A 14981-nucleotide genomic window follows, 5' to 3' on the forward strand; every position below is an offset into this window, starting at 1 on the left:
CCTTCAAAACGGCGAGGACATCAGTGCGCGACTTCTGCGTTAGCGATCGGCGTGGACTGTGTACGACGACCGGCTTGGTAGAAGAAAAAAGCGCTGACTGTCGCCGCCACGACGATGGTCCACCCGATGCTGCCGTATCCGAAATGGTCCGCCACGGTGCCGCCGAGAATCGGGCCGATGGCCGATCCCGTCATGGCCATGACGGGGGTGGCGGCGACGGCTCGAGTCGACGGGTCGTTGCGCGCAAGGAACGCGAAGATGAACGTATGCGTGAAGATCATCACGGTCGGGAAGATCACGCCCGCAAACGCGTAAGCACCGAACAAGGTCGACCGGGCGAGCGTGAAGCCGAGGACAGCCTGGAGCACCGGGCCGGCAATCATCACGGCGCGGCTCGACACCTTGCGTTCGAGCAGCGCGGCGAGCACCCCGGGCAACATGTTCACGAGGCCGATGCCGAGCAGCACGTTCATGACCTGGCCGGTGCCGAAGCCGTGCGCAAGACCGATCGGCTCGAGGAAGCTCAACATCATCGAGTGACTGACGGTGAGCAGGCTGGTCCCCACCATTGCAAACCATACGCGTCGGGACAGCTTGGGAAGCTCGCGCGACGCGCCGTCGGGCAAGGCCGCTGCCCGGCGCTCCGGAAAACCCGTGAGCGCGGCAAGCGCGGCCGTGAGCATGATGGCGCCGAGAACGACGAACGCCACCTGCCCCCCGAACGCCGCGATCGCGTGCGGCACCGCACCGAGGAACCCCAGCGACAGCAGGCTGAGCACGGTGAAACCCGTCGCGATCAGGCGGTGCGGATTGGGGCTCGCGCCAATCGCGGAATGGGTAAGCGACAGGCCGCAGCCGACCGCCAGACCGCCGACGACATGCAGCGCCAGAAGCGTCGCATAGTCCCGCGTCAGCGCCATCGCGAAGAATGCGGCCGTTGCGACGGCGAAGCCGGCGGGCACGGCGATCGTGCCGCGGATGCGGTCGATTCGTGGCGCGATCGACAGGCTGCTTGCGACCACTGCGCCGAGGAAGGCAGTGGCGAGTGCGCCGGCCCGTTGCGGATCGAGTCCGTCCTGTCGGATCAGGACGATCCCGACCCACACCGGCAATCCAACGACATCGATCATGCCGGCGCAGTGGCCCAGCACAAGCGATATCCGGCTTTTCAACCCGTCAATGGATCTGCTCATCATGTCTCCGGTAGGGCAGTGCCCTTAGTTTATATACGAAACGGAGTGTATCGTTCGTGATATAGTAACCGTGATGTCGTTCGACGACATTGGGTCAAACCCGCGGCGCGCCTCGACGATGCCGAGTGCTGAAATATGAGAAAGAGACGCTAAAAATTCACCGTTCTCCAGGTTCTCGTGTCGATCGATCGGATCTGGAATCATGTCGGAAACGATGGCGATAATTTGTATACGGCGTGTATTGCAATTTGCGTTGTCGGCTATGCGACCCATTGCCGGATAGCCACGCGACGTGGCGCGACGCTCGCCGTTCACCATTCAATTGGCTAGCCGATGAAAACAGATATCCAGGGTGCCGCTGCGGTGGCGCTTCCGCGAGGGGTTGGTCGCCCCCGCAGCGAAGGCACGCGCATGCAGATTCTTGCGGCAACCGCTCGCCTGCTCGAGACCCGCACGGTCCAGTCGCTTTCGATCGAGGCCATCGCTAGAGAGGCGGGCGTCGGCAAGGCGACGATCTACCGCTGGTGGGACGCCAAGGCGCTCGTGGTGATCGATGCCTTCATGGAGCATCATTTGGTCAAGACGCCGATGCCGCGTAACCTGCCTCCCGGCAAGGCGATCGCCACGCACCTGGTGTCGCTGATCCACGAATATGCGGGGTGGTCGGGGCGCATCGTCGCGCAGATCATCGCCGAAGGGCAGGCCGATCCTGCCGTGCTCAGGGTCTTTCGTGAACGGTTCCATTACGGCCGACGCGCGCTTGTCCGCGAAATGCTGGAAGAGTGGCGCGTTGCCGAGCGCATCCGTGCGCCGGAAAACGTGGAGATGCTGGCGGAACTGCTGTACGCGCCCGTCTATATGCGACTGATGACGGGCGTTGGCGCGCTGGACGACCGGTTCGCGCAGGAACACATCGACTACACCTATGCGCTCCTCGGCGCAGACATCCCGAACGTCGCGGAACTGGAGGTCGCCAGGCGCGGTGCGCCTCAGGTCAGGACGGCTGCCGCGCGCTGACGTGCGGCAGCCGTTTCGCACCGGCGGATGCCGGGTGGGGCGGCGGAGCCTGCCTAGAAGTTCACCTGATCGGCGCCTTTCAGGTCGAGAATCCGGCGCGCTTCGTCAGGAGACGCGATCTCGATGCCCAGTTCCTCGAGAATCCGACGAATCTTGCGGACCTGATCGGCATTGCTCTGCGCGAGCTCGCCGCGGCCGATGTAAAGGCTGTCCTCCAGGCCGACGCGCACGTTGCCGCCCATCAGGCTCGACATCGTCGCAAGCGGCATCTGGTGTTTGCCGGCCGCGAGCACCGACCAGTGATAGTCGCTGCCGAACAGCCGGTCGGCCGTTCGCTTCTGGTGGAGCAGATCCTCGACGTGCGCGCCCATCGCGCCGCGCAGTCCGAACACGGTCTGCACGAACAGCGGCGGCTTCACGAGCCCCTTTTCGAGGAAATACTGAAGCGTGTACAGGTGGCTGACGTCGTAGCATTCGAATTCGAAGCGCGTACCGCCGAGCCGGCCGACGTTTTCCAGGATCCACTCGATGTCGTCGTAGGTATTGCGGAAGATCAGCCCGCGCGTGCCCTTCAAGAACGGCACTTCCCAGTCATGCTTCCAGTCCCGTTTCCGCTCGGCCATTTCGGCCAGCACGAGATTGATGGATCCCATGTTGAGCGAGCACATTTCGGGCCTCAGGGCACGGCCCGCAGCCGCGCGATCCTCGATCGACATGTGTGGACCGCCGCCGCCCGTCGAGATGTTGATGATCGCATCAGTCGCCGATTTGATCGGGCTCACGAAACGCCTGAAGATCTCCGGGTCGCCGGTGGGGCGGCCGTCCTCGGGGTTGCGCGCGTGAAGGTGCACGATGGCGGCGCCGGCCTCGACTGCTGCGATCGATTCGGCCGCGATCTGCTCCGGCGTAACGGGCAGGAACTCGGACATCGACGGGGTGTGGGCGCCCCCAGTCACGGCGCACGTAATGATTGCCTTGCTCACAGCGGCTCTCCGTCAACGAGGTCGAGCAGCACGAACGCCATGCGGCACGGTTTTCCCGACCGGTTTGCCCAGCTATGGTTGGTCGCCCGCTGGATCAGCACGTCGCCGGCGCGCATGAGCTTCTCGCCTTCGTCGAGCAGGGCCCAGATTTCTCCCTCCAGAACGAACGCGTAGTCGAGCGACTCGGTTTTGTGGAACCAGAAATGCCGGGGATTGCTTTTGTCCCGCACGCCGTTGGCGTCGAGAAACTGTTGCAGCGTAGCCTCGTCGTAGGTTTCGTCGGGCGGAAAGTCGACGATCCGCAGCAGCGAGCCGCCGTGCGAATGGAACTCGAATGCGTGGCCGGCCGGCGCGGGCTCCGCACCGGGTGCGCGGGCTTCCCCGGTCGCCCACAGAACATGCGCGACCGGCAGGCCCGCGCGTGCCGTCCTGTTCGGGGCCGGCCCATCCGATACAAAGTACGACTTCCCGTCGGCGTTGGTGTCCGTGATGAGTCGACGCACGGGCCGATAACCGTTTCCCTCCACGGGCTGCGCGCTATCTCTGTGTACCGTAGTGTCCATTTTTTCTCCATTAACGAGTCGAGTCGTTTCGTATCGTTAACTGTCGGAGTTTTAGTGTCAATAGGGAAATGACTGGTCAATGAATTTGGATCTCGAAAACATTTCTTGACAAAACGGAACGATGCGTTCTGTAATTGACGATAGCCAACCATGAGGAAACGACGTGATGGAGACACAAGCGATCCGGGTGATGTGGTTCGTGCCGCCGCTGCTGGCCATGGTCGCGGGCGGAGATCCGCACGCCGCGGTGACTACGCAGGCGGTGCGCAACCGCTCGTCGGACGAGCAGTTCGACGCACTGGTGGCGGGCGAGGTCGATGCCGTCGTCACCGCGATGGACAATGTCATCGGATGGAACCGGCGTGCCGGGCCGGCCGATTTCCGCGTCGTCGCCCAGATCGAGCGGACCACGCCGCTGACGCTGGTGGCGCGGGCCGGCCGGTCGAGCGTAGGCTCGCTTCGCGGCGCGGACATTCTCATCGACGCACCCGACAACGGCTTTGTCACGGCGTTGCGGGCGATGCTCGACGAGGCGGGGCTCGACGGCGATGCCTATCGCCTCGTGACCGCGGGCGGTGTGCAGGAGCGTCTGGAAGCGCTGCTGGCGCGGCAGGGCGTCGCCACGCTGCTCGGCCCGCCGTTCGATGCGATGGCGATCAAGGCCGGATTCGTCAGGGTGGCGAGCGTCCAGGATATCTGGCCGCATTTTCCGGGGCAGGGAATCGTCATGCGCACCGGCGGCGCGCAAGCGCGCGTGGGTGCGTGGCTGGAGGATCTCGAAAGAGCGCGGCAGACGGTTCGCGATCAGCCGGCGCTGGCCCGGGACGCGGTGGTCGCGGCATCGCTGCCGCTGGCCGCGGCCGACGGAATGATCGCGCTGTCCCCCCGGTCGCTGTTGCCGGCGTCGGACGGGGTCGCGCTTCTCGTTGCGCATCGTCGGGCGCTGGGCCTGGCGGGCGCTGACAGCGACTATTCGGCAATCGTCGACGATTCGCTGGTTCGAAAACATATCGGAGACATGGCATGACGCCGTATTCACTTGGAACATTTTCCGCAGGCGATGGTGCGCGATTCGTTGGCTTCGTCGTGGACGAACGCGTGATGCCGCTTGCCGAGCTCGCGGCTCGACATGGCGACGCGATGCTGGCAGGGTCGCCTACGGTTCTCGGGCTACTCGAAAACTGGGATCTGAGCCGCCCGGCGCTGGAGCGCCTCGCGAACAAAGTCATCGCCCTGGAAGGGGATTGGTACCGTCTGTCCGACCTGCATACCCACCCGGCGATCGACCTGCCCCGACAGGTGTTTTGTACCGGCGCCAACTACCGCAAGCATGTAGTCGACCTGACCGTTGACGCGAAGGTGGGGCCCGACGGCCTGAACGACATGGAACTTCGGGAGTGGGCAGAAAACATGCTCGACGAACGTGTGGCGCATGGAGAGCCTTACGCATTCACCAAACCGGTGTCTGCGATCTCCGGCGCGTTCGATCCGTTGGTGTTGCCCGACACGACGACGCAGCCCGACTGGGAACTCGAGTTGGCGGTCGTGATCGGCCGCGGGGGGTATCGAATCAAACGGGAGGATGCGTTCGAGTACGTGGCGGGTTATACCATCGTCAACGACATCTCCGCCCGCGATCTCATTCCGCGGACGGATTACAAGATGCTGGGTACCGACTGGCTGCGTTCGAAAGGACAGCCGGGATTTCTTCCGCTCGGCCCGTACTTCGTTCCCAGCGCGTTCGTGCCGGATCCGCACCGGCTCAGGATGCGCCTGACCGTGTCCGGTCAGGTCATGCAGGACGAAACGACCGCCGACATGCTGTTCGGTATCGAGCAGCAGATTGAATACATCTCGCGGTACGCGCGGCTCTTGCCGGGCGACATCATCTGTACGGGTTCGCCCGCCGGAAACGGCACGCACTACAACCGCTTCCTGCGCGACGGCGACGTCATGGAGGCGGAGATCGAAGGGCTCGGGCGTCAGCGCCAGATCTGCACGGAGCGGCGCAATGGCTGAGGCGTTCGAAGCGGAAGCCAACGTGCGGCCCGACAACCTCGACCGCGCGTTTATCCAGCAGACCCTTGCGGCCGGCGTCGGCAACGTCGCACTCACGATGAATCCGGCATTGCAGTGGCTCGGCGCGACGTTGCTGGGGGGGAGCAAGGGCGCGCTGTCGATCGGGTTTACCGCGCCCGCCGACTCTGTCCAGGGCAACGGCGTCGTCTCCGGCGGCGCGCTGGCATCGATGCTGGATCTGGCGATGGCGCTTGCCCTGCTCTCGCAACTCCCGCACGGCCGCACGTGCGCAACCGTCAGTCTCACGGTAAACATGCTCGAGCCGGGGTTTGTCGGGAAGTTTGCGGTCGAAGCGCGCGTGACGCGGCTCGGCAACCGCATCGCATTCCTCGAGGCGGACCTGTATGACGGGGCGCGCGTGCGCTGCGTGGCCAATGCGACCGCGTCGTTCGCCGTATTCGACGTGCGCGGTTGAGGGCAAGGAAGGGGGCTGCCACGTTGACCGACTCGCGGTGCGGCGGTGGCAGCCCCGCCGCACGCGCGGCAAGCCTGTCCGGCCATGGCGGACGCGGGCCGGCGACCTGCCGGCCCGACCTAGAAGTTGTGACGAATCCCGATGTCGACGGCGAACTGGTTGCCGCCCGATGCGGAACCGAGCTGGAACAGTTGCGCGAGGCCCCGACCTGACGTGTGCGCGTAGACCGGCGAAATGAACACGTCGGTACTCTTCGAGAGGTAGTAGTCGGCCGAAACGTTGACGTTGTCGTAGTACGTCTGAGCTGCGCGGAAGTTCGCGTGCCAGTAGCCAAAACCGAGCGCAACGTCCGGTCGCACGTAGGAACCCACGTTAGCGTTTACGATCGGCATCGATGCGGATCGGCCATCGTGGCCCTTGAAGTGAACGTCGAATGCGCCGATTGCGAACCTTGCGTGCCCCCACGTATAGCCAGCACCTGCGCCGGCCATGTCTAGGCTCTCCAGCGGAACGACCGTGGCACTGCCGGGCGTCCCGTTCACGCCCCAGAACGTGCCTCCCGGCAGCCCCAGTCCGCTCGTTGGTGACCAAGGCTTCAGCGCGTAATCGGAGAAGCTGGACCATGCGAGCGCCGCATCAAACCCGTTTTTCGACCATGCGAGCAGCGCGCTGAGCGTCCTGCCGGAGAACGCTTGCCCCGTTGCAGCGTGGTCCGGCAGCGCGTACATGAAGCCGACGGTCAACGGCCCCAGTTCGTTTCGGTATTTGATTGCGTTATTTACGCCCGGGAAGTTGAAGCGATCGATGCCGCCCGGATGGGCGGCCATGGTCGTCGAGTAGTAGTTCGCCTCGTAGGGTAGCAACTCCGCCATGTAGTCTTGCTGCCGGCCGATGGTGAAGGTGCCCAGTCGCGCGTCGGCCAGCCCGACGTATGCTTTGCAGAAGATCTGCGTGCAGCCTCCCGCTCCGGACAGGGCGCCGTTGGAAGGCCGGATGGCCATCTGCAGGTTGAACACTGCGGAAAGTCCGCCGCCGAGCTCTTCCTTGCCTTTCAAGCCGACGGTGGAATTCCAATGGTCGTTATCGAGTTCTCCCGCGTAGGCACCACCTCTGACATTGGGCGAATACACCACGCCGGTGGCCAGGGTGCCATACAGGGTGACGCTCGATTGTGCCGAGGCAATACCGTGGGATAGGGCAGTCGCCGTGACGGCGAGCACCAGTAGCGGTGTTCTCATGTCTCCTTCTCCATTTTTGACTTCTTCTTCGTGAAATTTTTGTTATTCGAATCGATGACGCTAGGCGGCGGTCTTCCCCACGTCCGTGCTATTGCCGGTCAGCGCCGGTTCTGGTGTGGCGAGACGATGCGAGCCTCTCGCGAGCGATGCCAGCAGATCGTCGCGGGCATTCTGGTAGCTCTCCTGGCCCAGCCAGCACGTGATAAAACCGATCACGGAGAGCGGAACGATGACGATGGCGAGCGAACTACCGAGCAATGCGTTGTCTTTCAGCACGTATTGCGTCACGAGCGCAATGGACGTAGGCCCCAGCGACAGGCCGATGATTCCCGTCCAGATATAGTTCAGCGCCGCGGCTTGACCTCTGAGCTGATTCGGCACGATGTCCTGAATGACGGCTGCTGCGCCCGAAAAGGAGAGTGCGCTGCCGAAGGTGAGCAGACCGAGGAAAAGAAGGCTCAACGTCGGACCGGAAACGCGCACCATGCCGATGACCGATCCGAACGCGATCGGCCACCAGGCGAGCGGAAGCCTGAAACGGCCGCCGCGAATTCGACTCGACGCCAGTGCGTCGGTCAGATACCCGCCGCAGATACATCCCGCGACGCCACTGGCTATCGTCATTGCGCCCATCGTGAGACCGACGTGAGCGGACTGCATGTGGTGGTGACGGATATAAAAGGACGGCGCCCACGCCACGATGATGTAGCCGATCATCGCAGTCAGCGTATAGACGGCATAGACGGACGTGAACGCGCATTTGCGACGCGACAGATACGACCACAATCCGAGCTTCTCACTGTTTCCATCGGTCGCCTGCTTGACTTCGCGGCGCACCGGTTCCTTCAGTGCGAGAACGACGAACGCCATCAGGATGCCGGGCAAGCCTGAAACGATGAAGGCGAGCCGCCATATCGGCATGCCGGAAAACCCGAGCAGGCAGAAGCCGGAGAAGCGCGTGAGCAGCGAAATGACCGCACCGCCGAACAGCAGCGACGCGCCGACGCCGACGTAGTTGGACATGTTGTAGGTGGCGATGGCTCGTCCGCGCTGCGCCGGCACGAAACAGTCGGCAATCATCGAAAACGCCGCGGGCCCCAAGCAAGCTTCGCCGATGCCGACGCCCATCCGGGAGAGGAAGAGCTGCCAGAAGCCGGTGCTCAGGCCGCAGCAGATCGTCATGACGCTCCACAGCAAGACGCCCGCCGCAATCAGGTTCCTGCGCGTGTGACGGTCGACCAGACGACCGAACGGCAATCCCATCACGGAATAGAACAATGCGAAGGCCACCCCTTGGAGCAGGCTGATCTGCACGTCCGACAGCCCGATGTCGTGCCGGATTGGTCCGACGAAAAGGGAAATGATGTTTCGGTCGAGATATGACACGACGCTCGTGCTGAACAGGATGAACACGAGGAACCACGGGTAGTAGTGGTGGAAAGCGATTACTTTGCGACGCATGAACGCTCCGGAGTTACGGTGAGACTCGGGCTGATCGAGGAGGCAGGCGCGACGGTGTTGACGGATTGCGTAGCTATCGTCCGCCTTCACTTGCTGCGTGGTTCGTGAAACGAGTGCCGTGGTTCCGTTCTTGGCGAGCCGACGGTCGACCTCTGGTTTTCCCGGGTGTTGCATGAGGTCTCATTAATAAACGATACGAATCGTATACTAATGTTCCTGTGCAGCAACGGCGAAGGTTGCCGGGAAATACCCTAGCTTTTATGCCGTTGACAAAACGATACGTTCAGTTTCATTATAATTCATCTCAATTTCATCACATGGAGACGGCATATGAAGCTGGGGCGATTTGTAGTCGACGGTCTGGACGGGCCGGTTCACCGCATCTGTCTGGTGCAGCCGGAGCAGGGGCGGGTCATCGATCTGCGTGCGGCAGAAGCGTTGCGGCTGCAGGCGCAAGGGGCAACCCGCGACGCTGCACTGCGTTACGCATCCGTCGTGTTCCCGGAAAGCATGTCGGCCGCCATCGCGCTCGGGCAACGCTTTCTCGACACCGCGACCGAAGCAGCCGCGAAACACGGCGATGACGCGTCGCTTGCGCTCGACGGGCTGCAGTGGGGCGCGGCGTGTGACCCGTCCGTGGTGCGCGATGGGCTCACTTTCACGAAGCATATCCGCCAGTTCCATGAGCGGATGAACATCAGCCCGACGCCGGCCCTGCTCGAAGTGCCCGGTTACTTCAAGGGCTCGCCGTGGACGGTGATCGGGCACGAAGCCGAGGTGCCCTGGCCTGCACGCTCCGAGCGTCTGGACTATGAGCTGGAGCTCGGCTGGGTTGTCGGTCGTCAGGCGCACAACATCACGCCTGACGTGGCGCGTTCGTATCTCTTCGGCGTGACGATTTTCAACGACTTCAGCGCGCGCGATCTGCAGGGCAACGAGTTCGCGATCGGCATGGGGCCGACGAAGAGCAAGGACTTTGCGTACGGTATCGGCCCGTGGATCACGACGATCGACGAGTTCGAGCGACTCGACAATATCCGGATGTCGGTGCGCGTGAATGGCGAGACGTGGGGCGAGGGTGACACGTCGGAAATGCTCTGGACGCCGGAAGAGCTCATTGCGTACGTATCGCTCGGCGACTACGCCCAACCGGGCGACGTGATCGGTTCGGGCACGATGGGCAACGGTTCGGCGCTCGAGCTCGGACGCAGCGTGAAACCCGGCGACGTGATCGAGCTCGACGTGAAGGGCGTGGGTGTGCTGCGCAATCGCATCGCGCAGCAACCGCAGGAAACATGGTGGCCGCAGCGGCGCACGCCTTTCATGTAAAAGGGGCTTCGCGCGCGCAGGCTTCGTCACGGCACAAGCCTAGAATCGTCGGGGGACACGCCGGATCAGTCCGGGGTGTCCATCGGTTTCACTGGTGGCCAAAAAACCAATTCGCCATCGGAGTGGAGAAAGGAGACAGACAATGAAGGTCAAACGCGTGCTGATCGTGGGCACCGGGATTGGCGGCGCCACTGCCGCCGTCACGCTGGCCAGGCAAGGATTCGATGTCCACTGCATCGATATCAAGCCGGAAAGACCGACGGCAGGAGCGGGCATTTGTCTGCTCCACAACACGATGCGTGCGCTCGAAACGCTTGGCCTTGCGGATGCATGTCGCGAAAGCGGAATGGCGTTCGACGTTTTTCGAGAGTTCGATGCGTCAGGTCAGCTGCAGCACGTCCATCCCGCGCCGCCGAGCTGCGGTATCCGTCGGCCGGAACTTGCACGGATCCTCGAGACGGCGGCGGAGGACAGCGGTGCGGTGCTGGAAAAGGGTGTGACGGTCCAGGATCTGACGGACCGCGGGGATCGCGTCGACGTGCAGTTTTCGGATGGCCGACTGGCATCGTACGACCTGGTGGTCGCGGCAGATGGTGTGTATTCGGGGTTGCGCAAGCGCGTCTTCGGCGCTGACTACGAGCCGCAGTTCGCCGGCCAGAGCGTCTGGCGGTTCAACGCTCCGCGCCCCGAACAAGCCGACGGCTTCTGTCTGTACCGCACGCCGACCGGAAAGGTCCTGGGAATTTTCCCGACCTCGCGAGAGAACTGCTACATGTTTTATCTCGAAAGCAGCCGCGAACCGCTACGCATCGCGGCGGAACAGTCGCATGCGCTCATCCGCGAGCGGCTGGCCGAGTTCGACGCGCCGGCCATTCGCGACGCGCTCGACTTGATCACTGAATCGTCCCAAGTGATTTTCCGTCCGCTCGACATCACGTTGGTGCCCACGCCGTGGCATCGCGGGCGCGTGGTGCTGCTGGGCGATGCCGCACATGCGCCCACACCGCAGATGACCTCCGGCGCGGGCATGGCGGTCGAGGATGCCGTGGTGCTGGCGGAGTGCCTCGACGGCAGCGCGTCGGCCGAGGAAGCGCTTGCCGGCTACGACCAGCGCCGCTGCGAGCGCGTGAAGAGAATCTACGACGCTTCACTACAGCTCTGCCTGAACGAACAGGAGGATTCGATCGGCAACAAGGATCGGTCGGCCGCCCTGCTGCTGGAGACGTACCGATATCTCGGCCAACCCATCTAGGCGCCATACGACAAAACCTTCCGGACCATGCGGTCGTCAGGGGCCGGCGCTCGCCGCCCGAACGTATTTGCGATGCGACGGTAACCAACGCGTCTCACGTGTTGAGACGGCTTCATCCAACTGGACGATGACAATGAAAATCCTCGGACCTGACACACTCGTCTTCGGTGTCGAAGACGTTGAAAGCTGCACACAGTTTCTTCTCGACTACGGTCTCACGCGACAGGGCGAAGACAGATTCGAAGCCCTGGACGGAACCGGGATCGTCATTCGCCCCAAAGACGATCCGTCGCTGCCGGCGTGGCCGTTTGCGACGGCCAATCAGTTGCGCAAGACCATCTATGGGGTGGCCGACGAGGCGACGCTCAATGAGATCGCCAGCGAACTCGAAAAGGACCGCGAGGTGATGTTGCTGCCCGACGGTTCGATCGAAGCGGTGGACGATGCGGGGTTCATGCTCGGGTTTCAGGTCACCGTGCGCCGCGAATTGCGGCTTCCGGCCGAGTGGGTGAACGCGCCGGGCGATGGCCGTCGCGGGGTCAACGTGACGGGTGCGTTGACCGGTGAGAACGAGCAGCCGCCGCGCCCGAGGACGCTGTCGCACGTCGTGTATTTCGTGCCGGACACGGACAAGGCAGAAGCGTTCTACGTCAACCGGCTTAAATTCCGGCTCAGCGACAAGTTCATCGGCATGGGGCCGTTCCTGCGCCCTGCCGGCACGCTCGATCACCATACGCTTTTCCTGATCCAGACGCCGCCGGTCATGCAGGGTTGCGAGCACTTCACGTTTCACCTCGGCGGCCCGACAGAGGTGATGCGTGCCGGCAGCGCTTTCGCGGCCAAAGGCTATGAATCGTATTGGGGCCCAGGCCGTCATCAATTCGGCTCGAACTGGTTCTGGTATTTCAACTCGCCGTTTGGCTGCCACATCGAGTACGACGCGGACATGGACCTGCACGACGATACGTGGGTGCCGCGTATCGCACCTGCGCATGCGGACCGCGCTCAGGAGTTCCTGCTCCAGTGGCGTGAAAAGTGGGCGCCGGGTGGCCCGCCGCCGTCGTCCGAACCGCGACAGGTATGACAGCCGATGCAGGCCGCCGGCTCGTTGCGCTGGATGCGTCTTTGTGAATTGAGCGCGCTCCCGGTTTCTGGGGCGCGCGGGTTTGATCTGCAGGGGCGCGGCGTCGACGACCTCTTCGTCATTCGCCGGGACTGGCTGATTCGCGGTTACCGGAATTCGTGCCCGCACTGGCCGGGCTCGACGCTTCCGTGGCGCAAGGATGCCTATCTCGATCGTTCGATGGAGCACATCGTCTGCCATGGACATGGCGCGAAATTCACGCTGGACGACGGTCTCTGCATACTGGGCCCATGTCTCGGGCAAAAACTCGAACCGGTTCCTCTGCGAATCGAGAATGGGAGGTTTCTCAGCATGCTTTGGGGGGCAGGCGAGTTCGAGATCGATCCGTAGCTACGCTGACGGGTTTCCGAATTGGCAGTTACCTGCCCGTTACAGGCATTGAAGATTCCAAAGTTTACTTTGCGGATCCGTTCAGGAGCAGCAGACCAGACTGACAGTTGTTTACGTCTGGTCGATTTTCGTGATTTTTTTGCCTTTGCGTGAGACGGAGCGATGGTTGACATTCTTTGGCCGACGCTGAGGATCGCCAAGGCGCTCGACTAGTCGTGTCTCGCATTCGGAAAGCGCGTACCCGCGCCGCTGCGAGATCATGAACGTAAGCGGCCGCATGTGCCATGCGCGCCGTTGGAGCTCGACAAGTGTTCCCTTCGCGAGGTCTTGCTCGACCATATGGCGTGGCATGTGCCCCCAGCACAAGCTGCCTCTGAGCAGGTCGTGCTTCGCGCCGAGATCATTCACCCACCACTGGCGTTCACTGGCGACCCCTTGCTGGGTCTTTTCCGCATCGGGCTGATTGTCGGTGACGACGAGCTGGATGTGCCGGCCGAATTCCTCGCGTGGGATCGGCCCCGCCATGGCGGCCAGCGGATGCGATGGCCCGCATACGGTCACCATTTGCGCATCACATAAATGATGCCGTTCGATGGTGCCCGGGTTCAGCTCGGGCACGTCCGTGATCGTCACCGCCAATGCACACGTGCCCTGGAGGACCAACCGTTCGCCGCCCTGCATGGTGGTCATGCGCAGATTGATGGCAACCGTCGGAAACTCCGTCTGCAGCGTGCGCAGGCATTCAATCAGGTGCGCACGCGAAAAATAGGTGTCCACGGCGATCGAGACCTGCGGGACGCCGGTTTCGGCAATCGCAACCGCACGCATCTTCATTTCCTCGGTGCGTGAGATCACCCCGCGCGCGTCCGGCAGGAGGCTGCGACCCGCGGCCGTGAGCGTCGCCTTGCGCGTGTTGCGCTCGAACAGCACTACGTCGAATGCGCTCTCGAGCGCGCTGATCGCGTGGCTGATCGCCGACTGTGCACGCCTCAACTGACGTGCGGCGCCGGAAAAGCTCCCCTGGTCGCACACCGCGACGAACGCGCGAAGCTGGTTGATGGTGACGTTGTCCAGCATATATCTAGAAAGTAGATGCTATCTATAGATATTCAGTCAATTGGCTTCATGAATCAAGCGCGCCAGAATCAACTTTGTCGCTTTTGTTTCGAAGGGTGCATGACATGAACAGACTGAATGGAAAGACCGCCGTGATCACCGGTGGCGCAACCGGCATCGGTCGCGCCGCAGCAAAGCGCTTCATCGAGGAAGGCGCTTTCGTGTTCCTCTTCGGCCGCCGGCAGGAGGCGCTCGACGCCGCGGTGGCCGAGCTTGGGCCCCATGCCCGCGCGGTGAAGGGCTCGGTGTCCGATCCGGCCGACCTCGACCGGCTCTACGCGGCGGTGAAGGCGGAGCGCGGAACCCTCGACATCGTCTTCGCCAACGCCGGCGCGGGAAGCCCGCTTCCGCTCGGCCAGATCACCGTCGAGCACATCGACGCCACCTTCGACACCAATGTGAAAGGGACCATCTTGACGGTCCAGAAGGCGTTGCCGCTGATGGGCCCGGGCGGGTCGATCATCCTGACCGGGTCGAGCGCCGGCACCACGGGCGCCGCCGGATTCACGGCCTACAGCGCGAGCAAGGCCGCGGTGCGCAACCTCGCCCGGACCTGGGCGGAGGACCTGAAGGGCACCGGCATCCGGGTCAACGTGCTGTCGCCCGGGGCGACGGCGACCGAACTGGCCAAGGAGGCGCTGGGCGAAGAGGGTCAGAGGGCCTACGGTGCGATGACGCCGCTCCAGCGTATGGCCGATCCGGCGGAGATCGGCGCGGTGGCGGCCTTTCTCGCGTCGCCGGACAGCAGCTTCATGACCGCCAGCGAGGTCGCCGTCGACGGCGGCCTGGCGCAACTCTGACACGCTACGCCCGGCCGGTTACTCCATTCGATATTCGGAGTCCGCGGGGCTTGATAAACGG

The 14981-nt window shown here is 63.2% G+C and carries 15 protein-coding genes; 9 read left to right on the forward strand and 6 right to left on the reverse strand.

Going from position 1 to position 14981, the window contains the following annotated elements:
* Positions 1–20: 20 nt before the first annotated feature.
* The gene (locus U5809_RS14060; protein WP_322086957.1) at positions 21–1193 is read right to left on the reverse strand and encodes an MFS transporter; all 1173 of its coding nucleotides are present in this window, start codon (positions 1191–1193) and stop codon (positions 21–23) included.
* A gap of 333 nt (positions 1194–1526) precedes the next feature.
* Between U5809_RS14060 and U5809_RS14065 the strand changes: the two genes are divergently transcribed.
* Positions 1527–2210 (forward strand): TetR/AcrR family transcriptional regulator, encoded by a 684-nt coding sequence (locus U5809_RS14065; protein ID WP_269506967.1) that lies wholly within the window; start codon positions 1527–1529, stop codon positions 2208–2210.
* Between the two features lie 53 nt (positions 2211–2263).
* Here U5809_RS14065 and U5809_RS14070 read toward each other — a convergent pair whose 3' ends face one another.
* Both U5809_RS14070 and U5809_RS14075 read right to left on the reverse strand, forming a co-directional pair.
* On the reverse strand, positions 2264–3193 hold the full coding sequence (locus tag U5809_RS14070; RefSeq protein WP_322086958.1) for a 3-keto-5-aminohexanoate cleavage protein: 930 nt from the start codon (positions 3191–3193) through the stop codon (positions 2264–2266).
* Positions 3190–3696: a cupin domain-containing protein gene (locus U5809_RS14075; protein WP_322086959.1), complete on the reverse strand. Its 507-nt coding sequence runs from the start codon at positions 3694–3696 to the stop codon at positions 3190–3192. The genes U5809_RS14070 and U5809_RS14075 overlap by 4 nt, the downstream gene beginning before the upstream one ends.
* A 226-nt stretch (positions 3697–3922) precedes the next feature.
* On the opposite strand from U5809_RS14075, the gene U5809_RS14080 reads away from it, so the two are divergent.
* From U5809_RS14080 to U5809_RS14090, 3 genes are read left to right on the forward strand one after another with little or no spacing between them, the layout of a single operon-like run.
* Positions 3923–4783 carry an ABC transporter substrate-binding protein gene (locus U5809_RS14080; RefSeq protein WP_322086960.1) on the forward strand — a complete coding sequence of 287 codons (861 nt, stop codon included), beginning with the start codon at positions 3923–3925 and terminating at the stop codon, positions 4781–4783.
* Positions 4780–5775 (forward strand): fumarylacetoacetate hydrolase family protein, encoded by a 996-nt coding sequence (locus tag U5809_RS14085; protein ID WP_322086961.1) that lies wholly within the window; start codon positions 4780–4782, stop codon positions 5773–5775. The genes U5809_RS14080 and U5809_RS14085 overlap by 4 nt, the downstream gene beginning before the upstream one ends.
* Positions 5776–5797: 22 nt before the next feature.
* Positions 5798–6250 carry a PaaI family thioesterase gene (locus U5809_RS14090; protein ID WP_322086962.1) on the forward strand — a complete coding sequence of 151 codons (453 nt, stop codon included), beginning with the start codon at positions 5798–5800 and terminating at the stop codon, positions 6248–6250.
* A 119-nt stretch (positions 6251–6369) separates the two neighbouring features.
* Here U5809_RS14090 and U5809_RS14095 read toward each other — a convergent pair whose 3' ends face one another.
* Positions 6370–7488, reverse strand: a complete 1119-nt coding sequence (locus U5809_RS14095) for a porin (RefSeq protein ID WP_321896622.1) — start codon at positions 7486–7488, stop codon at positions 6370–6372.
* A 60-nt stretch (positions 7489–7548) separates the two neighbouring features.
* A complete protein-coding gene (locus tag U5809_RS14100) occupies positions 7549–8949 on the reverse strand; it encodes an MFS transporter (protein WP_322086963.1) in 1401 nt (466 codons plus the stop codon).
* Positions 8950–9279: 330 nt separating this feature from the next.
* On the opposite strand from U5809_RS14100, the gene U5809_RS14105 reads away from it, so the two are divergent.
* The 4 genes from U5809_RS14105 (at position 9280) to U5809_RS14120 (ending at position 13004) form a co-directional block, all read left to right on the forward strand.
* Positions 9280–10278 (forward strand): fumarylacetoacetate hydrolase family protein, encoded by a 999-nt coding sequence (locus U5809_RS14105; RefSeq protein WP_321896619.1) that lies wholly within the window; start codon positions 9280–9282, stop codon positions 10276–10278.
* A gap of 142 nt (positions 10279–10420) precedes the next feature.
* Complete coding sequence (locus U5809_RS14110; protein WP_322086964.1) at positions 10421–11530, forward strand: FAD-dependent oxidoreductase; 1110 nt, start codon at positions 10421–10423, stop codon at positions 11528–11530.
* 133 nt (positions 11531–11663) lie between these two features.
* Positions 11664–12614, forward strand: coding sequence for a VOC family protein (locus U5809_RS14115; RefSeq protein ID WP_322086965.1), 951 nt, complete (start codon positions 11664–11666; stop codon positions 12612–12614).
* Between the two features lie 6 nt (positions 12615–12620).
* Positions 12621–13004, forward strand: coding sequence for a Rieske (2Fe-2S) protein (locus U5809_RS14120; protein ID WP_321896614.1), 384 nt, complete (start codon positions 12621–12623; stop codon positions 13002–13004).
* A 111-nt stretch (positions 13005–13115) separates the two neighbouring features.
* Here U5809_RS14120 and U5809_RS14125 read toward each other — a convergent pair whose 3' ends face one another.
* Positions 13116–14081, reverse strand: a complete 966-nt coding sequence (locus U5809_RS14125; RefSeq protein ID WP_321896613.1) for a LysR family transcriptional regulator — start codon at positions 14079–14081, stop codon at positions 13116–13118.
* A 104-nt stretch (positions 14082–14185) separates the two neighbouring features.
* Here U5809_RS14125 and U5809_RS14130 point away from each other — a divergent pair, with 104 nt between their 5' ends.
* Positions 14186–14920: an SDR family oxidoreductase gene (locus U5809_RS14130; RefSeq protein WP_321896611.1), complete on the forward strand. Its 735-nt coding sequence runs from the start codon at positions 14186–14188 to the stop codon at positions 14918–14920.
* The last annotated feature ends 61 nt before the right edge of the window (positions 14921–14981 follow it).

This window comes from Burkholderia sp. BCC1999, assembly GCF_905339975.1.
Lineage (GTDB): Bacteria > Pseudomonadota > Gammaproteobacteria > Burkholderiales > Burkholderiaceae > Burkholderia.